Raw genomic sequence first — 20,538 nt, forward strand, 5'->3', positions numbered from 1 at the left:
TTGATGAGAACCTTAACTATTCAAAAAGTCGTCTCTAAGTTTATCCACATCTTTCTTCTCTCTAATTCGTATACTCTTATACTTATCGAAGTTCTTTTTGAAGATCACTTGTAGCAAATTCTCAATCTCTTCCATACTCACCCCATCCAACTCTTCCATCGCAAGTTCCTCAAAAGTTTTAGTTAATGCGAAACCAACAATGACGACAAATGTTGCTGCTGTACCTCCCGCAAAACTAGAAGTAATCGGATCAAAAACGAAGAAATCAGCAATTGTAGTCGCGGCAAGAGTCACTAAAGCCTCTTTTGATGTCGTGATTTGTGTCCAGAGACTTGTCATGCCTTTAATCTTATTAAATTGGTACAAGGCAGCTATCTCGTTCCACAGAACTGTTTGAGCAATTAAAGCAGCAGCAGGAGTCGTAAACCAAAACGGGACAAAACCCGTACTGAAACATGCAATTGCAGATGTAACTATATATCCCAGAGCCACAAAGCGTTTAGCTTTTACATCAACAACCTGTCTAGCAATAAAGGCATCACCTAACACTTTGGGTAATAGTTCAGTAGTTCTCTTTACTAGTTCATTTAGACCAAAAGGCTCAAGTTTCAGTTGCTCTAAAGGTGAAGCCGAAACTTCTATGATGTTATAAACTTTCTTGAAATCAAGGCTATCAATTGCTCCTATTATGCCATCTATTTCCTTTCTTGCAGCGCGATCGCACTGCGACAGAACAATGATTACAGGAATACGCTGCTCATATAACTTATTAATTATTACTGCTTCAAAAGGCTCAAATCTAGCAGACGGGGCACTCACTAAATACCAGGCTACGTGTATTTGTTCCTCAGCCCCCTTTCCTAGTTGACCATCTAAGAACTTGCTAGTGTCATCTATAAAACTATCCTCCCTACCTAATTCGCAACCAGCAGAGTCATACAGAACAATGGGGATAGATCCTTCTTCTTCAATTAAATACTTTTCAAAATATTGTGTAACTGGAAATCCGGCTCCTGTTTTTGCTGTTTCTTCTCCGAAAATAGCATTTATAAGAGTACTTTTCCCCACACCTATCTTACCCATCACTAGAATGTTGAGACTTTTTATCTCTTGTACAAAATCGTCAACATTCTCTCTCAAATTTGTCATAATGGTTACTCACAGTTAATTGACAGCAAGTTAGTTCACTACTTCCTGAAGAAGACTCAATTCCAAGGCTAAAGCCAGTATTAGATAATCAAAATCAGGTAATTACAGTGTGTCGATTGTATCACATATTCATGAATAATCCTCGAATTAATTTCCTATTGCACAAAATGCTGCCCAATAAAAAGGCGATTGAAATGGTTGAGCATCGTCTGGCATATTCTGAAACCGACGGCGTAGCTGCATCCTGAGTGTAAAATCTAACTTTAATTGATGCTCTGTAATCCACTCCTCTAAGTGTATTTTAGTCACATCTCGCAGCCACAGTTGGGCTTGATTTAAACTGACTGCTACTGAAACACCTGCACCTAAATTTTGATAAAACTTAACCATTAATAAAGCTGTTGATAGGTCATTTACTGTCCACAGACTACTTACCACACTCGGAGTTCCTGCATAAAGGAAGCCACTAGGTAAACTAATATATTCATCACTAATACTGGTAGGATCTGCGATGCCAGTTTCACAGGCAGATAGGGTAATTAAACGGCATTGATTTAGAGTTAGAGCAAATATTTCTGCTAAGGTAAGCCGTTCATTATTTGCCAAAATTAATGCTGATTCTAAAGGTGATGCTAAGTTGAAATCAGCATGACAAGAAAAATGGCAACAGTGGGCTGATTTAAAATTATTATTGCCATTTAAAGCTGCTTTAGTCGCTTTTTGTTTAACTAAAACTTGAGTTTCAGCAAAGAATGAGCCGATGGTTTCAACTTCTAAATTAGTGTAGCTTAAATCACCTGTCGGGTTTTGGATAGCAAACAGTTGAGTAAAATTAGGACGTTGTTGGTTTTGGCTTAGTTGCAGTAATTGGCAGCTAGGAGCATATCCTACACCTCTGGGAAACTTATCCAACAGACAATTTTGTTTTCTCTGCTCATTCTCTAGTTGCTTATTCCCTAATGGTAAGGCGTGAAGTGGTAATAAATGCAAGAAACGATGGGGTATGAGAATTAGGCGATCGCACTCTGCTGGTATATTGGAAATTATTTCATCTATATGCAAAATTTCAGCGATATTTTGCAAGCGAGACTCTAACTGATTGCGCCACCATTTTTTGTGATCTTTGCGGTAATAAAGACGCAGATATGCACTGACACGTTTTAATAAGGTACTTAAATCTTCAGCAGAGGATTGGATAACTTCAGGTTGGGGACTGTGGCGAGTGATGATAAAAGTAAGAATCTTTTCGTCGGTAATATACCACTCAATGATAGCGCTACGCTCGTCAATGAGAGATTGAACATGATTAAATGGGATGGTTTCAACTTGTTGGGTGAATTTGAAATTGGAGTCTACTTTGTTGATGTCTGCAAGGATATTATCTCGCTGTTTTTGCAATTGATTTAACTCATTTTGCAATTGCTGGTAAGCGTTATTTTTCGCTTCTGACTCCCGACTTGCGAGAATTATCTCTAATTGCCTTTGTTTTGCAGGGATTGTCTGTCTCAATTGGTCAATTTGGTTACATATTTTTTGATAATTTTCTGACCTTGGATATAAATCGCTTTTTGGGTAAAGGTTTTTGTTAGCCAGTAGTTCGACAAGATTGCGGGTTTTACTACGCTCGACGTATTCTAAAGCACGGTTGCATTGAGCAGTATTGATATGAACTTGCACTATCTTGGCGTAGACATCAATTGCTGCTCCCAAAACTTCCTGTCGGCGTTTGTCGGTGTTCACCCAGCTGCGACTTTGTTCTACAGCTTCGATTGCCACACTGTAGCCTTCAATCGCCCTATCCCAGTCTTTAATTGTATAAGCTATATTGCCAAAATTGCGTCCGCAAACAAGACACTCAACCGGAAAGGTAGTGGGGGTGTAGACTTCCAAGGCTGAATGCAAATGTGTAATTGCCTCGAAACTCTGTCCTCGATCGCGGTAAACTAAGGCTAAATTATTGTGAGTTTTTGCCCATTCCTTAGAAAATGCTTCGCGGGTATGGACTTGCAATGCTTCTTGATAGGCGCTGATTGCTAAGTCTAGGTTTTCTTCTCGACTACCAGATATTCTCTCGCTGTAAGCATTACCGAGATTATTTTGGGTTTCAGCCCAATTTTCCGGAAAATCTGTCTGAGTGCGAACTTGTAAAGCGTTATGATAACAAGAAATTGCCCGTTCTAAATTAAGAGTGCGATCGCCATCTTGAAGGCTGTAGTAAGCAATCCCCTGATTATTCTGCACAATAGCCCACTGTTGGGGAAAGTTGGAGCGAGTATAGATTTGTAACGCTGCTTCATAGGCAGAGATTGCTGTTAACAAATTTTCTGTAGGGTTGCCATTAATTCGGTCACGATAAGCTTCTCCCAAGTTGTTTTGGATCATCGCCCAATCCTGGGGATAGCTGGAGCGAGTGTAGATATGTAATGCTGCTTGAAAGGCGGTAATTGCAGCTTCAATATTTTCTGCCCTGTCGCCCTTTATCCGTTCACCGTAAGCGTTGGCAAGGTTGTTTTGGGTTTCTGCCCATTTTTCGGGAAAATCTGTCTGAGTACGAATTTGTAAGGCGTTTTGATAACAAATAATTGCTTGCTCTAGATTTTCAGCGCGATCGCCATTGAGTCGATTGTAGTAACCAATACCCAGATTATTCTGGGTTGTTGCCCATTCCACCGGAAATGCAGTGCGGGTGCGAACTTTTAACGCTGCTTGGAAGCAGGTAATCGCTATTTCTACATTCTTTGCTCGCTCACCAAGAATTCGTTCATTGTACGCATTACCGAGGTTATTTTGGGTTTCTGCCCACAATTCGGGGAAAGCTGTCTGGGTACGGACTTGTAAAGCATTTTGATAGCAAGCGATCGCCTGTTCTAAGTTTTGGGTGCGATCGCCTGCGATCCGAATGCGGTAAACTGCACCCAGCATATTTTGAGTTGTTGCCCAAAACTCTGGAAATGCCTCATGGGTTAAGATTGGGGCGACAACCTCGCAGCCTGCGATCGCTATTTCCAAATTGATAGCGATGTTACCGTAGGGAAAACTACGAATTAGATTACTAAAATTAACAATCGCTACTGCAATGACTAACGCCTGTTCTGGTTGAACCACAGACCAAGTATTTGCTGACCAATAACGCAATATATTGACGAAAGCGTTATCTAACTTATTCAAATTTTTCTGTAACAGCGAGTAAACCCTTTCCAAATCGCTGCCGTCATCTGTGACAAGTAAGGCTGCTACTATGAAGTCAACATAGTCTTGGGGGTTAGGAGATACAGAAGTATTGTTACTTCCATCCTCTGCCGAATTTAGCTCACTCATCACTAACCAATTGCACAAAATGCTGCCCAATAAAAAGGTGAATGGAACGGTTGCTCGTCATCTGGCATATTATGAAACCGACGGCGTAGCTGATTCCTGAGTGTCGGATTTGAATTTAACTGATATTCTGTAATCCACTCCTCTAACTGTATTTTAGTTGCATCCCGCAGCCAAAGTTGGGCTTGATTGAGAGCAATAGATACTGATTGGGGACTTGTTGATTGTGAATTTATGAGATTTTCATAGAACCTAATCATCAGTAAAGCAGTCGAAAGGTCATTCACCAACCAAAGACTACTTACTACTGTTTTGACCCCTGAAATCAGGAAGCCACTAGGTAGCCCTACATAATCATCCGTAACTTTATTTATATCTGTCAAGCCACTTTCACAAGCAGAGAGCGTTACCAAAAAGCAATCTCGCATAGTACAACTAGTAATATCAGCTAGAGTGATGCGTTGTCTATTAGCCAAGACTAGAGATGATTCCAATGGATTTATATGGTTAGCATTCAAAATCGAATTTACTTGGCTGCTGGAAGAGTTGAGCAAGGAGTTAATTAAAGTTAAATAGGCTTTTTTTTTGGTGTTCTTCATCCATTACTGACCTATAGCGCAAAACCCTGCCCAGTGAAAAGGTTCCCGAAAAGACTGGGCATCATCCGGTAAATTATGAAAACGACGACGTAGATTTATATTAACAGTCGCACTCAGTGGTAAATGTGATTTCCGGTATCTTTATGATAATTGCTTCCAGTAGCTTACGGTTATGTCTCCACCACTCTTTCTTGGTTCTGCCCATCAATATTTAGATGCGTTGCCCCGGCTTCAGCAAATTTAGCTGGAAATTCCTGAGAAGAGTTGGAATGTTTTAGAGTATTGACCATTAGATACCCATGCGTAGCAAGTAATTGGTGCTGTAGCATCCAAGCGATGTCCCAGAAAAAGAGCGAGATGAGCAGGCCCAGCAAAAAATAAATGGATTTCTTTACCACCTAGGGATACTAATGTATCAACAATTAATTTTTTAATGCTTCCAACGGCATTGTTGGCATGTTGTGGGGAAGTAATAGGCTGCTCTCCTCTAATGTGAAGCAGTGGCTCACCTGTGAGTCCATACTTCTCTAGATTGGCTTCCACTTCAGGAATAATATCTCGAAGAATACCTATGCTAACAACCAAACGGGTTCCTGTTCCGCCTATCATCTGATGAGCCAAAGGATAAACGGGGGTTTCTTGAGTGGGATGAGCATCTGTTGCCCATACCTCTTCACGGTATTCCATTTCAATTGCGTAGCCCCTAACAGCTGAGAAGACAGATCCTATTGCAAGACATGCTGCCAGACGACGATTGCCAGCAAGCCTGATTCGCTTAGTATTTCTATACTTTTCAATCCAGCTTCGAGTATCCTGTAGTTCAATGAGTAAGCGATTCCACTGTTGGGATGGGGCAATCGCACGAGTTTCACCACCAGAAAAAGGGGCCCAATCGAAACACAATCCATGATGCTCTGGGTTATTTTCAGAGGCAATGGCTGTGTAAATCAAGATGGGACTAAGGGCTGGTAGTTGATTGGGAGGAATTTTTTCCCGTAGTTTTGTCTCTAACTCTTTGCGGGTAATATTTTGATTCTTGCGCTGTCGTATAAATGTGCCTAAGTGATTATAAATATTATCAAAAGTTCTAAAAGATAAATCTTCATATTCACTCAGATTGTCAGCCAAAGACTGCTTAAAAAGAGCTTCGCCGTGAGATTTTGCAGTGTTCCAATCTGCCTCTACTATCACCTTTTCAAAAATGAACAAGGCATCTTGTTCTGTGCCTCCAATTTTTTTGACTAGGCTGGCATACTCTTTGAAAGAATTTCCTTTGACTGTAGAGTTTTCTTCATAAAAATCTTGAGGATTACGAACGCGGCGCAATCCATTTACCAAAGGCTCTAAGTCTCTGGAAACTCCTGCTGCTACAAGTATAAACTGCTGATAGGTGTTTGGACTACCAGCATCTACTTCTCGGAACCGTTTAATTTCATTTAAAAACTTAGATGGTTGGAGTGTATGGTCTTTAACTTCAAGAAACTCTATCGCAAACCCACGACTTGGTACAAAAAACTTTGCCTCTACATCTCCAATTCCTTCCCGGATCATAGCTGTGAAGCCATCCTGATCTAGCCAAGCAGGAATGCGAGCAAGCATGACTTGCTCCTGAAAGGAAAAGCCACCTTCAGCAATATCACCACCACGAGACTGTGGTTCTAGAAGTGAGGGAGTCAAATGTTCACTCTCTGTCATGCGGTTTGCTGCTCAGTCGGTTTTTCCAAAATAGAATACCCTTCAACGGGATTGGAACTCCAACTTTGGAGTTTTGAATCTGAGGCGTGTGATGATGGTCCGAGCCATTTTCCAGTATCTAGCCACAGTTCATAGTAATATAACCATAATGCAGTCCACGGGATGATAGTCTTTGCAAGCAGCATATCTTTCTGCCACGGTTTTTCTTTGGGGTAGTAGAGGCATAAAGTTCCGTCTTTCCAAACATGGGGAGGTCGTGATGCCAGAGTGGGAGATATGACATTAACGGTTGGGTAAGAGCTGAGTTTGTAGCGGATTGCTACTCGATATTTTGGGGAAAACTGACGGGGGTGAAGCGTGCCTCGCCATACAGCTACCCCATGCTCTCGCCTGTAAGCGAACCCAGGAAATCGGTGCAATATGTGCAGGTTTTGCAGCCCCAGGTTGATAGTGGGTTTCAGTTGAGAATATTCAGCCTTGGTCAATCCCATGAAACTTGGTTGCAATGGTTGAAGTGTATAAACCAGAAGCAGGTTGGCTGGGCAGAATTAAACCAGTAGAGCTGACGTAAGATTTGCCAGGTAAACCCGCTTTAGCCAATTGAGACGCAGCGGTTTCTACCTCTGATGGAAAATATTCTTCTCCAAAGATTTTTTGCCAGTATTTAATCGCCTTCTCCCGATCATCAGTCTCTAAAGCTTTATCTGCCCAATTTCGTCCCTCATTAATCCGTCTCATGAAAGTTTCAAAGTGGGTGCGGCTCCAGTTCCAAGAGATGTTATGACCAAGGATCGGATCAGGGAGGTTTGGGGTGGCAACATTGCTAGTATATAGCAGGTGATCGTATTGGCGGTAAATAGCATCCAAAAACTCGTAAAATAGGACTGCCAATGGCTGTGTCATGTCTAAAGTGTTCTTTTGGATATGATAAACTAGCAGAGCGCCAAGCCAGTAACTCTTGGGTTTGCGGCTTTTCATTTGGCAATCACGGAAGTGCTTCAGAAGCTTACCAAGTGGTTTAACTTTGTGGTCGTGTTTTTCCTGTAGCTCATTGAGTAAGTTGAGATACCCGATGGGGTGCGATGCAATCCACTTATTGAATCCTCGATCTGGAACGTAAAGCACACTCTCGAATCCATCTGGTGCAATGCAAGGAACAAAGTCTAGGTGGAAGTCTTTGCCTTTGAAGTAGACATGGACAGATCGGCGTGCCCGCTCTACCTCTATTTCCGTTTCTGCATATCCTTCAAAGCCCAAAGCTTTTGGCAAGCCATCAAGCAACTTTTTCATGTCTTGAATTAATCGTTTAGCCTCTGGTTCATTTGCCTTTGGATCACCAGGGACACGTATTAGGGTATCTACGTCTTTAACATCACCTACTGCCATTTTTTGGGCGTATGAGCCTGCAAGTCGAGAGTGAGGGTAGACAGTGGGAAAATCTTTACTTTTGGCGATGTACTCACGGACTAAGGGTGGCAAATCGCGTGCTGCATCAAGGCGTTCTTTAGGAGGTTGAATGTTCTTGAGCAGTTCTTCAAAGTGTGTAATCAACGGAAACATCTATATTTTTTACCTTTACTGAATTGGGTTATTCATAGCGCAGTGCTATGGTAATTTCTTTTCATATGCCACCACCATTAATATTTATCTTCCAGAAAAAACTCACTGGTATTACCTATAGTTCGTAACCAAATTCATCTGAATTTAGCGGATATTGACTTACAATAGGTTATTGTGTAGCACTTTATTACATTGTATTTTAATCATATTTGATTAAAAAGAACAATTGTACTTGTAGTAAAAACCGAACTAAAATTAGTAGTAATTTTACGGTTTATCGTTCAGTCTGGTGATTAACTCAAAGTAAGGGGAGCGATCGCTCCCCTCTCAATTCATGTACACTTCGTCATAGAGTTGTTGCTCCGTAAATAATTTATGCAATGGGAATATTGCTTACCCAGGAGTAAGTAAGAAGTGGATTTTTCTGCTAAACGAGACTATAAGGTTTATTTCTGTCCTGAATCAGTGCACCATTCAACAATTCCTTGACGCACCCAAAAGTGGCAGTGGCAATCATTAAGCTGTTTAATAGAAGGCTATGAGAAATTTGCATCTGTTGTTTTGACAAATCCACATATTCTGAATCTGGTTGGTACAGTTGTAATCAACGAACGCACATATAGCAGCAAATTGAGTTCTCCCGTGTCACTGTCTTCTCTTCTTGAGACTTCCAAAAGTTTTCTGCACCACTAAGGCCATTGTGAGAAAGGCTGTGGAACAACACCGTCAGCAAGAACTTGAGCCAACTCTCCTTTCACCAATTCTTGAACCTTTTGAAAGTTAGCCGCTGAAATTAACCGCTTAGTGTCCTTTGCGATCGCTCTAACCAAGTATTTAATCAATTAGGGCTAGAAAAGAAAGGAGATGCCAATAATTCAAAGATAACGAGCAAGCAATTCCTGAGCAGCTTGCTTGTGTTTTTCCACCAATTCCTTCGGTGTAAGGAATTGGGCGCTACCCATAAAGCGATAAACCCAACGGCTAAATTCCGTCAGCGATCGCGGTGGAAGTTTGAGACTGTAATCAAGATAGCTTGGTTTTCCATCTGGAGTTTTGGCTCCAAAAGAAATTTTCTGGCTTTTATGGCGTTTTTCACCCTCTTGAATAAACACCATAACATCAGGGAAGAAGCGCACGGTTACGTTAATAAAATCTAATTTACCCTGTCGCTCTAAACTTTGTTCTTCTTGTTTACCTAAATATAATCCCCAGCCATTCTCCAGTAGTTCATGTGCGACTTTGAGGCTTTGCCATTGTTCTGTTAATTTCCGTCCTTTAGAGCCAAGCAACTTAAAGTGTTCGGTAAACCTATCCAACCTTGAAGTAGCTAACCCGGATTTCTCACAAGAAGAAAAAATCATTGATGAAAAGCCACAGCAAGTGGCATTTATTTGATACATGAAGCGCGGCGATGATAAAAAATAAATGTCACCGTATAAATTCAACAAAAGTCGTCAAATATATCATATAAATGTCTTGGTATATACGGATATAAAAATTATTTTAGTGAACTTAGACATCAAAAAACAGAGTTAAGAAAAAACAAGTTTTTTAACCCTAATAAAAACTAGAAATGAGCGTGATAATTGCCGCCAAAGAATTAACCAGGATTGGGTAACAACTGCAAACAACGGTAAGCAGTCGCATAAATATCCTTGTAGGGACAAGAACTATTAATCGCAATTAAAACTCGTCTGGTTGTTATCTTAATCAAAGCTCCTAACTTCAACAACTTGGTACGGATAGTACCAACTTGTGCATTCTGTAATTCAGTTTTAACTAAACTTTGTTTAATGACTCTCTGTAATTCTGATAATGCTCCTGCTGCTGGGTCTACGTTTGATGGTCTTAATTTGGCTGCTAATAGATGTTTGCCACAGAATATATATAGTGGTGCATAACAATACAGCACTTCCGGCTGTAATGAGGTACACTAGATTAAAATACAAATGCTTTTAAATGAAATCATACTCTCTGGATCTTCGAGAAAAAATAGTTGCTGCCCATATTCAAAAAAACATATCAATCAGGAAAGTAGCTAATATATTTTCTGTGTCAAAAAGTTTAGTACAAAAGCTGGTAAAACAACAAAAAATTGATGGAGATTTACAACCCAAGAAGCGAGGAAAACCACAATTTAGTCATCTGACAAATGCGGACATAGATTTAAGAGAATTGGTTGAAGCAAATTCGGATGCAACATTGATAGAATTGTGTGAATTATTTGCAGATAAAACTGGTAATTGGGTAGGTCGAAGTGCAATGTGTTCTGCATTACAGAAATTAGGATTAAATCGTAAAAAAAAAACAACGCGGAGTACCCAAGCAGGAACAGAAAGAGTTCTGAATTTAAGATTAGATTATTGGGATCAGGTCAAAAATATAGAGCCAGAAAATTTAGTATTTCTGGACGAAACTGGTATCCTACTTGGCTTAACGAGGACTCATGCCCGCTCACAACTAGGAGCAAGAGCTTACTCTGTCAAACCCTTTTATCGAGGCTCAAAGGTTACAGTAATTGGAGCTATTAGTATTAAAAAAGTAGTTGCATTAATGACAATGAATGATTCAATGGATGGCAACGCTTTTGAAGTATTTGTTGAAAAGTTTTTAGTGCCACAGTTATGGTCGGGAGCAGTGGTAGTAATGGATAATTTATCCGCACATAAACGAGATTCAATTGTGTCAATGATTGAAGCTGTTGGTGCTTCAGTTCTTTGTTTATCCTCATACTCTCCTGATTTTAATCCAATTGAATTATGGTGGTCACAACTCAAATCTTTCTTACGTAGCTTTACTCCAACCACAACAGAAATGGTTGATAAGCTAATCTCAGTTGCACTCGACTTAATAAATCCTCAACATTTAAGAAACTGGTTTGCTAGTTGCTGCTACTGTACCTCATAACAGCCGGAAGTGCTGTATCTGATTTTTTAGGTTTATGAAAATAGGAACTAAGCGATAACTTCGGTGCGGTGCGCTTCGCTAACGAACTTCATTCTAACTACATCAAAAAGGCGATACCTTCGGTAAGCTATCGCTAACGCACTTCATACTACCTACCTACACCAAAAAGCGATACCTTCGGTAAGCTTTGCTATCGCCTTAATTAATTCTGGTGATATGGTATTTCTGCTGTGTTAGTTTCTGAAGACAATTTTAGTTTATGATCACTTTGTCTTGATTTTTCAGGAGGTTAAATAGATTGTCGTCTGATGAGCTAGAATATATAGAGATTGTTGAATATGATATTATTGACGATACAGTCGAAGTGGGTAGTGGTTGTGAGTGGAGAGGTACAGGAAGCGAACCGCAATGGGATAATCCCAAATCAACTAAGGCTTATGATCATATTATCCGTCATCATGGTGCAAAGTTAAAACCTAGTAATTTACAGGGTAGAGCATCTAGTAAGAATCAAGATCAAGGACAATGGTTAAATGATCAAGATTGGTTGACATTGGAAAAGTTAATTTCCAAGTATTATGGAAATTATACTATTAAATTTAATCGTCCCATTGGTAGAGTATATCATACTGATGGCAGTGTGACAGAAAATGTAATTTATGCTCTAATTGGGAGAAATCCAGATGGTACAATTAAATATTCTTATCCGATAGTAAAGCCTAAATAAAATTCAATAAACTTAATAAAATTAAGGGGTAATTATAATGAATAAAGTTGAGCAATTTAAAATCAGATTAGCAGAACGCAATTTAGAAAATTTTGCTGATCCTCCTGATGATCCTTTGGGAGAATTATCTCAGTTTGAATTAGGGTTAAGAATGTTCTGTTATGAATATGATCACAAAGTGATTGTAGAAATAGGAGAAACAAAATTTAATGTGTTTTTTGATCCAGATATTTGTATGTTATTAGAGGAGAGATTAGCTGAACATATAGGAGATTTACAAAGGGGTAAAACTATTCGTTTAGACTTTGCTGAAAGTTATTGGATCATTGTTAAATTTGTACCTATTGGTAAGGAAATTAAGTGTTATTTAAGGGAGGTTGGTTATTCAACTGAGGAAAGATTAGTGATGTTAAATAAACAGCAAGTTGTGGATGAGTTGAGGCGGTTTTTAACTGAATTGATGGATATGGCTGTTAATTTGGGTTATGTTAGTTTGGAGGATAAGGAGGAGTTTATTAAACCTGCTTTTAGTGATGTTCAAGTTTTAGTATAGCGATCGCACCTCAAACTCCCCAAAAGAGTAATACCTACGGTGAGTTATCTCTACGAGACGCTGTGCTAACGCGATAGCGAAGCTCACCGAAGGTATCGCCATTTTAATTATCAGTTGTGCTATGATCATCCTAAAATTAAGTTGAGGTAAAATAATGAAAGCTTTTGAAGTAATGGCAACACTGAATGATAAAAAACAATTACTGTTAGATGAGAATTTAGATATTGATACCCCTAGTCGAGTTAAAGTAATTCTTTTAGTATCAGAAGAAAATGAATTTGATACTGATGATACTCCTGTAGAGGAAATTAAAGCTAGTTTAAAACGAGCTTTACAAGAAGCAAAAGCAGGGAAAAGAATACCATTAGCACAAATGTGGGAAGGTATTGATGCAGAATAATTCCGATTTAATTAATATTGATTTAACTCCTGAATATAAAAGAAATTTAAAATATTTAGCTAAAAAATATCGGAATATTCGTTCTGATATTCAACCATTGATTTTAGAATTACAACAGGGAAATATTTTAGGAGATAGATTGACTGGATTTGGTTTAGAACTTTATATATATAAAGTTAGAGTTAAAAATAGTAATATCAAAAAAGGTAAAAGTGCTGGATATAGATTGATTTATTTACTTGAATCAGAAAAAAGTATTTTATTATTAACAATTTACAGTAAATCGGAACAACTAGATATTACAGTTAATGAGATTAATTCAATTTTAAATGAGTGTTTTGAGGAAGAATAATATAGAGCGATACCTACGGTAAGCTACCGCTAACGCACCTCATCCTACTTACATCAAAAAGGCGATCGCTCTTCCATCATCCCTAAAAACAGCGATACCTTTGTACTGGAGTTTAGACTAAATCGGTGATGTTCAAGAAAAAAAAGGGAGTCTGATTGAATACAGTCCCCCTTTTGGCAGAAGCTAAGAGAAGAATCACCTACTCTTACTCGCCAATATGAAACGTACTTCCTTAAAAGAATTTCGTCAAGCAGCCTACCAATATTTAGGCAGAGCTAAAGATGCAACTTTTGAATTGACAGATGCGATATTGCTAACGAGAAATATTTATTGCCTAGCAGACTTGTCCTTATCACCAGTATTTAGACGTAAGTGGCCAAGCATCTATGAAGCACTACAAGATAGCAGACCACAGCGACAAAAATTGATGCAGCTATATATTGAACAGATACCAACCGTGAAGCGACCTCTATTGGCAGGAGATCATACGAACTGGTCACGACCAGATGCAGTTAAACTAGAAGAAAGAACTTATGAACATAGTGGCACATCCATAGCAGGAAACAAACCAATAACTGTAGGACAGGGATATAGCACAATAGCCTGGATACCGGAAAATGAGGGGAGTTGGGCATTACCTTTAAGACATGAAAGAATCACAAGTTCTGAAAGTCCTATCTCAAAAGCAATTTGGCAATTAAAACAGGTATGTAAATATTTGCCTGTTAGACCAATTTCTGTGTGGGATAGTGAATATGGATGTGCGCCTTTTGTCTTAAAAACTGCGAATATTCCCGCAGATATTCTGGTTCGGTTGCGTTCAAATCTGTGTTTATGGGGTGAACCAGGAGCTTATTCTGGTAAGGGGCGACCCAAAAAACATGGTGATAAATTTAAACTGAATGAGCCAACAACATTGACCCAAGCCACATCTGTTTTGGAAGTGAATGACCCAAAATTAGGACGAGTGCGTGTGAGCTTATGGAAAGATTTACACTTTCGTCAAGCTGCTACAAGACCAATGTTACTGATTAGGGTTGAACGTCTGGACGCGCAAGGTAACATGAGGGCATCCAAACCTTTATGGTTGGCTTGGGTAGGAGAAGAAATGCCACCATTAGAGGAAGTTTGGTCTCTGTACTTACGTCGCTTTACGATTGACCATTGGTATCGCTTTTTGAAGCAGCGTCTACATTGGACCGTCCCAAACTTTGGTACTCCTAAGCAATGTGAGCGATGGAGTGACCTCATGCCGTTGATGACTTGGGAATTGTGGTTAGCCCGTGATATGGTTACTGACAATCCTCTACCTTGGCAGAAGTCTCAGGGTAATTTGACCCCTGGAAGGGTTGCTCAAGCTATGGGTGGAGTTTTTGCCGCTATTGGTACTCCTACCTCTGCACCCAAACCTCGCGGAAAGTCTCCTGGTTGGAAACCAGGAAAACAGCGTCACCGTAAAAACCCCTGTCCCATTGTTAAAAAAACAGTATCACGTCCACCTAAAGAACCTTCTGTTGCTGTTTAATACCTAAGATTATTCATAGTTTCGCTAAGTCTCTGATTAACTCAGCCCTGCTGGGTCATTTTTCATAGCTTAGTCTAAACTCCAGTTATTAGATTTCCTGACTTTAAATGATATTAGTCATTCTATTCAGAATAATTCCTACCAATTTCAAAGGCAAGGAGAGTCAACCAAGGGTGTCTCCAAAGTTGTTTGATTCTGAGCAAGTACAAGATTTTTTAATAGGTGTGCTGGAAAGTAGCCAAATACCACCAAGTATGAGGGAAGTTGCTCAATGTCTAGGATATGACAGACGTACTATTTTCCAGCATTTTCCTGATTTATGTCAGGCTATTTCTGCTAATTATCTTAGTTATCGTCGAGGATTATTTCTAGAAAATTTAGCGCAGTCTTGTCGAGAAGTTCAGCAGATTTGTGCCAAGCTTTATCATGATGGTGTCTACCCTTCGGAAGCTCGTGTATCTAAACTAATGACTAAGCCTGGATATCTGAGATACAAACAGGTTCGTACTATGTTACAGCAAGCACAATCTCATTTTTCTGTTTCACCTAGCTTGAATGATTGTTGAGCTAAAGATTTAATTACAACTATTTTTCAACCATCATCTTGCCGTTGCTATTTTCAACCATCACCTTGCCGTTGCGGCAATGTTATGCTTGAAATAACAATACCTTTGGTAAGCTATCTCTACGAGACGCTACGCGAACGCTAACGCCTTAATTAATTCCGGTGATATGTTTTAAGATGGTATCTAGTTTTTGATTAATTTCATTACGAAATGTGTTAAATTCTGACTGAAGAAGATCAAATTTATCTTCCAGATGATCAATTTCTTCGTAAATCTTATCAAATCCTCTATTTAATTCTCTACCTGTCAATTGAGTATCTTCAAGACGTTCAACTCGTCTATTAAGACTTCTTAATTGGCGAGATATTTCATAATCTTTATCGTTTGGTTCTTGATTTTCTGGCATAATTGAAATCTCTTTAATATTATAGCTGTTTTTATTTTACATTAATTGCCAATATACAACATACTGACCTCTCCCTCGACACATCTCCTAGCAAGGGAAGGAGGTTGGGGGGTTAGGTTAGGTCGGTTTAGTATGTTGGAGAAATGCGATCGCACTTCATCCTACCTACATCAAACAGCGATCGCAATTCATCCTACCTAAACCAAACAGCGATACCTTCGGTAAGCTACCGCTAACGCACCCCAAACTACCTAAAATGGCGAACTTGAATATAATAGTTGTTACAACTATTGATATTACAAAAATCTATGGATCATCATCTTGATTTAATAGGCTATTGGCATGATCTGATTCATCATCATGAGCAAGTAAACTTAACAGATCAACATCTGAATACTGATGAGATTCAGCGTTATAGCATGGGCAGTGATCGCCCCTGTGAAGTTTTAGATGATGTTTGGAATCATCAATTTCCAGCATCTGACTCTTACAGGTCATTCTGACGCTATTTTTTGCGTGGCATTTTCCCCAGATGGTCAAATTCTTGCTAGTGGTAGTGATGACAAAACTATTAAATTTTGGGATATTGGTAGTGGATGTTTACAATATACCTTTAGAGATAATTCTGATCATATTCGTTCTATGGCTTTTAGTCCCGATGGACAAACCCTTGCTTATAGTTACTATAATGATGGCACAATAAAATTACTAGATATAAACAATAGACCTTTCCCGTATTTAGGTCTTCACCTAGACCTAGAGATAGTAAGACTAAGACTCTCAGATTCTTTTTCGGGGATGTCTAATATGAAGATCATAAATATCATGTCTGGACATTTTAAAGGTGTTTGGTCTTTAACATTTAGCCCGGACAGTCAGGGAGCATCCCAAATGTGTAAGTTTATTTTTGCGAGGTAAAGACGCGAAATGAATGAACCACGTTCACCGTTCAGCGAAGCTGTTCTCGTATCCCTTACGGGACCATAGGGATAGAGTAGGTGTTCCCGCAGGGTAGGAGCGAAGGACACGTTCACCGGAGGTGTTCCCGCAGGGTAGGTAAGAAGGAAGAAGAGAGTTTCTGGTGTTGCTGCGGTTATTTTTGCAAAATTGGGATGCTCCCGACAGTCAGATACTCGCTAGTGGTAGTAATGATAATACTATTAAATTGTGGGATGGGAAAAGTGGTCAACTCAAATTAACTCTTACAGGTCATTCTGATTACGTTCAATCTGTAGCCTTTAGTCCCGATGGTAAAACCCTTGCTAGTGGTAGTGATGATAATACTATTAAATTGTGGGATGGGAAAAGTGGTCAACTCAAATCAACTCTTACAGGTCATTCTTACGTTCAATCTGTAGCCTTTAGTCCCGATGGTAAAACCCTTGCTAGTGGTGGTATTAATACTATTAAATTGTGGGATTGGACAAGTGGTCGACTCAAATTAACTCTTACAGGTCATTCTGATTGTGTTCTGTCTGTAGCCTTTAGTCCCGATGGTAAAATCCTTGCTAGTGGTAGTGGTGATGGTACTATCAAATTGTGGCATATTCCTGTGGGTTTTTAGCTTTGCTGTGGTACAGGCTTCTAGCCTGTGAAAGTGTTAAAATCAAACCTGTAAAAATCCCAAAATCAACCCTGGAAAAAGTTAACAGCTAAATCTATAAAATGATTAATTTCACTTGACTAACAGGCAGGATGCCTGTTCCACAATATTTTACTGTATATTTCAGGTGAGTCCATTCAGACCCACCCTAACTTAAACTATACCAAAGCCGCCTGATCCTCCTTACTAATCACCCTCCCCTCATCCTCAAAACCAACAATTTGATCAAAGTTCAAATAACGATACAAATTATCAGCAAAAGGATGGATTTTCTCACCCACAATATCCAAATATTCCTGCACATTAGGAAGTCTTCCTAACAAAGCACAAACTGCTGCTAATTCCGCCGAACCTAAATAAACTTGTGCGCCTTTACCCATGCGATTATTGAAGTTACGAGTAGAGGTAGAAAACACCGTTGTATTATCATCAACTCGCGCCTGATTTCCCATACACAAACTGCATCCAGGAATCTCCGTTCTCGCTTTTGCACCTACGAAAACATCATACACACCTTCCACTTTTAATTGGTGTTCATCCATTCTTGTAGGAGGTGCGATCCATAACCTTGCTTTTACCTCTCCTGCACCTTCCAAAACCTTCGCAGTTGCCCGATAATGTCCGATATTTGTCATACAAGAACCAACAAAAACTTCCTGCACTGGATCATTAGCAACTTCCGATAATAACTTAACATTATCAGGGTCATTTGGTGCAGCTACAATTGGTTCTTTGATTTCGTTTAAATCAATTTCAATTACTTCTGCATATTCCGCATCTGCATCGGCTGACATTAACTGTGGGTTGGCTAACCATTCCTCCATTTTTGCCACCCTTCTCATGATGGTTCGCGCATCAGAATATCCCCGTGCTACCATATTTTTTAACAGGGCAATATTAGAACGCAGATATTCAGAAATTGTTTCTTCACTCAACTTAATTGTACAACCAGCACAAGAACGTTCGGCGGAAGCATCGGTTAATTCAAAAGCTTGCTCAACTTTTAAATTTGGTAAACCTTCAATTTCCAAAATCTTGCCAGAGAAAACATTTTTCTTGTTCTGTTTCTCGACGGTTAATAAACCTTTTTGGATGGCAACATAAGGAATAGCGTTAACAATATCTCTCAAAGTTATTCCTGGTTGCAATTCTCCTTTGAATCTCACTAACACGGATTCTGGCATATCTAAAGGCATCACACCCAATGCACCAGCAAACGCAACTAAACCAGAACCCGCAGGAAAGGATATTCCCAAAGGAAAGCGGGTGTGGGAGTCTCCACCTGTTCCCACGGTGTCGGGTAACAACATCCGGTTTAACCAGGAGTGAATGATACCATCACCAGGACGCAAGGCTACACCACCACGTTGGGCAAAAAAGTCGGGTAATTCTTGGTGGGTTTTGATGTCCACAGGTTTGGGATATGCGGCGGTGTGGCAGAAACTCTGCATTACTAAGTCTGCACTGAAACCTAAACAAGCCAGTTCTTTTAACTCGTCTCTGGTCATGGGGCCTGTAGTGTCCTGAGAACCCACTGTAGTCATGATTGGTTCACAAGATGTCCCCGGACGTACACCAGGCAATCCGCACGCCTTCCCGACCATTTTCTGCGCCAGTGTGTAGCCTTTTCCGGTATCGGTGGGAGCTTGAGGACGGATAAATAAATCACTGGGTGCTAAACCAAGTGCTTCGCGGGTTTTGTCGGTGAGGGTACGTCCTACTAAGAGGGGAATACGTCCACCGGCGCGAACTTCGTCAAAAATGGTTTCTGGTTTGAGTTTGAAGGCGGAAATCACTTCTCCCGCAGCGTTGGTAATTTCGCCTTTGTAGGGATGGATGGTGATCACATCGCCGGTTTCCATGTTGCTGACATCGCATTCGATGGGTAATGCACCTGCATCTTCAGCGGTGTTAAAAAAGATAGGTGCGATCGCACTACCTAAAATATAACCACCGGCGCGCTTGTTGGGAACAAAGGGAATATCATTTCCTAAATGCCATAATACGGAATTGATTGCAGACTTACGAGATGAACCTGTACCCACCACATCACCAACATAAGCAACGGGATGTCCTTTTTTCTTTAAGTCTGCAATGGTTTCTAAACTTCCCACTTGCCGGGTTTCTAACATTGCTAAGGCGTGCAGGGGAATATCAGGACGGGTGGTAGCGTGGGTTGCGGGTGATAAGTCGTCGGTGTTGGTTTCTCCGGGAACTTTGAAAACCGTGACGGTGATAGTTTCGGGGAGTGTGGGACGGGAAGTAAACCATTCTGCTTCTGCCCAAGATTCTACCACTCTTTTAGCGTAGGGGTTGGTTTTGGCAAGTTCTAAAACATCGTGAAACGCATCATAAACTAACAGAATTTTGCTGAGTGCGGTTGCTGCATAAGCGGCGATGGGTTCTTTTCCTTGGCCACCCATAACTAAAGGTGGTTCAGAAGTATCAGAATTATCACTGCTGGAAACTTGCAGTAAATCAATTAATGATTGTACGTTGTAACCGCCTACCATTGTTCCCAGTAATTCCACTGCATCTACAGGAGAAACTAAGGGACTGGTAATTTCTCCTTTGGCAATTGCAGTGAGGAAACCGGCTTTTACATAAGCTGCTTCATCTACTCCAGGGGGAATGCGATCGCGTAATAAATTTAACAGTACCTCTTCTTCACCTGGGGGGGGATTTTTCAGTAATTCACACAATGCTGATGTTTGTTGTGCGTTTAATGGTAAGGGGGGAATACCTAATTGGGCGCGTTCGGCAACGTGTTGACGATATTCTTGCAGCATAGTTTAGTTTTTCTCCTGTAATATCTTGTTTTCTTTATTTTATTGTAAGGGAATTGTTACAGGAGTTACTAATGGACTAAATTGGTTATCAATAACAGTTTATCGTTTATAATCTGAACAGTAAAGTTTACATTAGGTAAGTAATAATGTTTATCAGGAGTTAATTATGTCATACAAAAATATTATTACCATAGAACCAGCAAAGAGAAGTGGACAACCTTGTATTAGAGGTATGAGAATTACGGTTTATGATGTTCTTTCCTATTTAGCATCAGGAATGACTGTTGAAGAAATATTAGCTGATTTTCCTTATTTAACTAAGGAAGATATTTTAGCTTGTTTAAATTATCTGTACAACTAAAATAATAGAATTAATGATAAAAAATAACCAT

General features: G+C 39.8%; 22 protein-coding genes and 1 pseudogene. 12 read left to right on the forward strand and 11 right to left on the reverse strand.

The window, feature by feature from the left end; all coding sequences use genetic code 11:
• Positions 1 to 12: 12 nt before the first annotated feature.
• The 9 genes from WJM97_RS06355 to WJM97_RS06395 all read right to left on the reverse strand — a co-directional run bounded on the left by WJM97_RS06355 (position 13) and on the right by WJM97_RS06395 (position 10,230).
• On the reverse strand, positions 13 to 1,149 hold the full coding sequence (locus WJM97_RS06355) for a GTPase domain-containing protein (RefSeq protein WP_353932200.1): 1,137 nt from the start codon (positions 1,147 to 1,149) through the stop codon (positions 13 to 15).
• 147 nt (positions 1,150 to 1,296) lie between these two features.
• The gene (locus WJM97_RS06360; protein WP_353932201.1) at positions 1,297 to 4,467 is read right to left on the reverse strand and encodes a CHAT domain-containing tetratricopeptide repeat protein; all 3,171 of its coding nucleotides are present in this window, start codon (positions 4,465 to 4,467) and stop codon (positions 1,297 to 1,299) included.
• A 2-nt stretch (positions 4,468 to 4,469) separates the two neighbouring features.
• Positions 4,470 to 5,063, reverse strand: coding sequence for a CHAT domain-containing protein (locus tag WJM97_RS06365; RefSeq protein ID WP_353932202.1), 594 nt, complete (start codon positions 5,061 to 5,063; stop codon positions 4,470 to 4,472).
• A 240-nt stretch (positions 5,064 to 5,303) separates the two neighbouring features.
• Positions 5,304 to 6,758, reverse strand: coding sequence for an SAVED domain-containing protein (locus tag WJM97_RS06370; protein ID WP_353932203.1), 1,455 nt, complete (start codon positions 6,756 to 6,758; stop codon positions 5,304 to 5,306).
• Positions 6,755 to 6,943 (reverse strand): hypothetical protein, encoded by a 189-nt coding sequence (locus tag WJM97_RS06375; protein WP_353932204.1) that lies wholly within the window; start codon positions 6,941 to 6,943, stop codon positions 6,755 to 6,757. The genes WJM97_RS06370 and WJM97_RS06375 overlap by 4 nt, the downstream gene beginning before the upstream one ends.
• A gap of 286 nt (positions 6,944 to 7,229) precedes the next feature.
• Positions 7,230 to 8,318, reverse strand: a complete 1,089-nt coding sequence (locus WJM97_RS06380; protein ID WP_353932205.1) for a nucleotidyltransferase — start codon at positions 8,316 to 8,318, stop codon at positions 7,230 to 7,232.
• 446 nt (positions 8,319 to 8,764) lie between these two features.
• On the reverse strand, positions 8,765 to 8,848 hold the full coding sequence (locus WJM97_RS06385) for a DUF6527 family protein (RefSeq protein WP_353933119.1): 84 nt from the start codon (positions 8,846 to 8,848) through the stop codon (positions 8,765 to 8,767).
• 345 nt (positions 8,849 to 9,193) lie between these two features.
• Complete coding sequence (locus WJM97_RS06390; protein ID WP_353932206.1) at positions 9,194 to 9,679, reverse strand: WYL domain-containing protein; 486 nt, start codon at positions 9,677 to 9,679, stop codon at positions 9,194 to 9,196.
• A gap of 239 nt (positions 9,680 to 9,918) precedes the next feature.
• On the reverse strand, positions 9,919 to 10,230 hold the full coding sequence (locus tag WJM97_RS06395; protein WP_353932207.1) for a transposase: 312 nt from the start codon (positions 10,228 to 10,230) through the stop codon (positions 9,919 to 9,921).
• A gap of 47 nt (positions 10,231 to 10,277) precedes the next feature.
• On the opposite strand from WJM97_RS06395, the gene WJM97_RS06400 reads away from it, so the two are divergent.
• The 7 genes from WJM97_RS06400 to WJM97_RS06430 all read left to right on the forward strand — a co-directional run bounded on the left by WJM97_RS06400 (position 10,278) and on the right by WJM97_RS06430 (position 15,348).
• The gene (locus WJM97_RS06400) at positions 10,278 to 11,225 is read left to right on the forward strand and encodes an IS630 family transposase (RefSeq protein WP_353932208.1); all 948 of its coding nucleotides are present in this window, start codon (positions 10,278 to 10,280) and stop codon (positions 11,223 to 11,225) included.
• Between the two features lie 298 nt (positions 11,226 to 11,523).
• Entirely contained in the window at positions 11,524 to 11,952 is a 429-nt protein-coding gene (locus tag WJM97_RS06405; RefSeq protein WP_353932209.1) for a hypothetical protein, read from the forward strand.
• A 37-nt stretch (positions 11,953 to 11,989) separates the two neighbouring features.
• Positions 11,990 to 12,505: a hypothetical protein gene (locus tag WJM97_RS06410; RefSeq protein ID WP_353932210.1), complete on the forward strand. Its 516-nt coding sequence runs from the start codon at positions 11,990 to 11,992 to the stop codon at positions 12,503 to 12,505.
• Between the two features lie 154 nt (positions 12,506 to 12,659).
• Positions 12,660 to 12,905, forward strand: a complete 246-nt coding sequence (locus WJM97_RS06415) for a hypothetical protein (RefSeq protein WP_353932211.1) — start codon at positions 12,660 to 12,662, stop codon at positions 12,903 to 12,905.
• Positions 12,895 to 13,257 carry a type II toxin-antitoxin system RelE/ParE family toxin gene (locus WJM97_RS06420; RefSeq protein ID WP_353932212.1) on the forward strand — a complete coding sequence of 121 codons (363 nt, stop codon included), beginning with the start codon at positions 12,895 to 12,897 and terminating at the stop codon, positions 13,255 to 13,257. Before WJM97_RS06415 ends, WJM97_RS06420 begins: the two co-directional genes overlap by 11 nt.
• 217 nt (positions 13,258 to 13,474) lie before the next feature.
• Positions 13,475 to 14,782, forward strand: a complete 1,308-nt coding sequence (locus WJM97_RS06425; RefSeq protein WP_353932184.1) for an NF041680 family putative transposase — start codon at positions 13,475 to 13,477, stop codon at positions 14,780 to 14,782.
• A gap of 173 nt (positions 14,783 to 14,955) precedes the next feature.
• A complete protein-coding gene (locus WJM97_RS06430) occupies positions 14,956 to 15,348 on the forward strand; it encodes a hypothetical protein (protein ID WP_353932213.1) in 393 nt (130 codons plus the stop codon).
• A 148-nt stretch (positions 15,349 to 15,496) separates the two neighbouring features.
• Here WJM97_RS06430 and WJM97_RS06435 read toward each other — a convergent pair whose 3' ends face one another.
• Positions 15,497 to 15,754 carry a hypothetical protein gene (locus WJM97_RS06435; protein ID WP_353932214.1) on the reverse strand — a complete coding sequence of 86 codons (258 nt, stop codon included), beginning with the start codon at positions 15,752 to 15,754 and terminating at the stop codon, positions 15,497 to 15,499.
• A gap of 45 nt (positions 15,755 to 15,799) precedes the next feature.
• On the opposite strand from WJM97_RS06435, the gene WJM97_RS06440 reads away from it, so the two are divergent.
• The 4 genes and pseudogenes from WJM97_RS06440 to WJM97_RS06455 form a co-directional block, all read left to right on the forward strand.
• Positions 15,800 to 15,955, forward strand: a complete 156-nt coding sequence (locus tag WJM97_RS06440; protein ID WP_353932215.1) for a hypothetical protein — start codon at positions 15,800 to 15,802, stop codon at positions 15,953 to 15,955.
• 107 nt (positions 15,956 to 16,062) lie between these two features.
• On the forward strand, positions 16,063 to 16,257 hold the full coding sequence (locus tag WJM97_RS06445; protein ID WP_353932216.1) for a hypothetical protein: 195 nt from the start codon (positions 16,063 to 16,065) through the stop codon (positions 16,255 to 16,257).
• 13 nt (positions 16,258 to 16,270) lie between these two features.
• Positions 16,271 to 16,672 carry a hypothetical protein gene (locus WJM97_RS06450; protein ID WP_353932217.1) on the forward strand — a complete coding sequence of 134 codons (402 nt, stop codon included), beginning with the start codon at positions 16,271 to 16,273 and terminating at the stop codon, positions 16,670 to 16,672.
• A 196-nt stretch (positions 16,673 to 16,868) separates the two neighbouring features.
• Positions 16,869 to 17,318 (forward strand): annotated as a pseudogene (locus tag WJM97_RS06455) (WD40 repeat domain-containing protein); the annotation flags it as partial.
• A gap of 197 nt (positions 17,319 to 17,515) precedes the next feature.
• On the opposite strand, the gene acnB reads toward WJM97_RS06455, so the two are convergent.
• Positions 17,516 to 20,146, reverse strand: coding sequence for a bifunctional aconitate hydratase 2/2-methylisocitrate dehydratase (acnB, locus tag WJM97_RS06460; protein WP_353932218.1), 2,631 nt, complete (start codon positions 20,144 to 20,146; stop codon positions 17,516 to 17,518).
• A 166-nt stretch (positions 20,147 to 20,312) separates the two neighbouring features.
• Between acnB and WJM97_RS06465 the strand changes: the two genes are divergently transcribed.
• On the forward strand, positions 20,313 to 20,507 hold the full coding sequence (locus WJM97_RS06465) for a DUF433 domain-containing protein (RefSeq protein WP_353932219.1): 195 nt from the start codon (positions 20,313 to 20,315) through the stop codon (positions 20,505 to 20,507).
• Positions 20,508 to 20,538: the final 31 nt, after the last annotated feature.

The sequence above is a fragment of the Okeanomitos corallinicola TIOX110 genome, assembly GCF_038050375.1.
Lineage (GTDB): Bacteria > Cyanobacteriota > Cyanobacteriia > Cyanobacteriales > Nostocaceae > Okeanomitos > Okeanomitos corallinicola.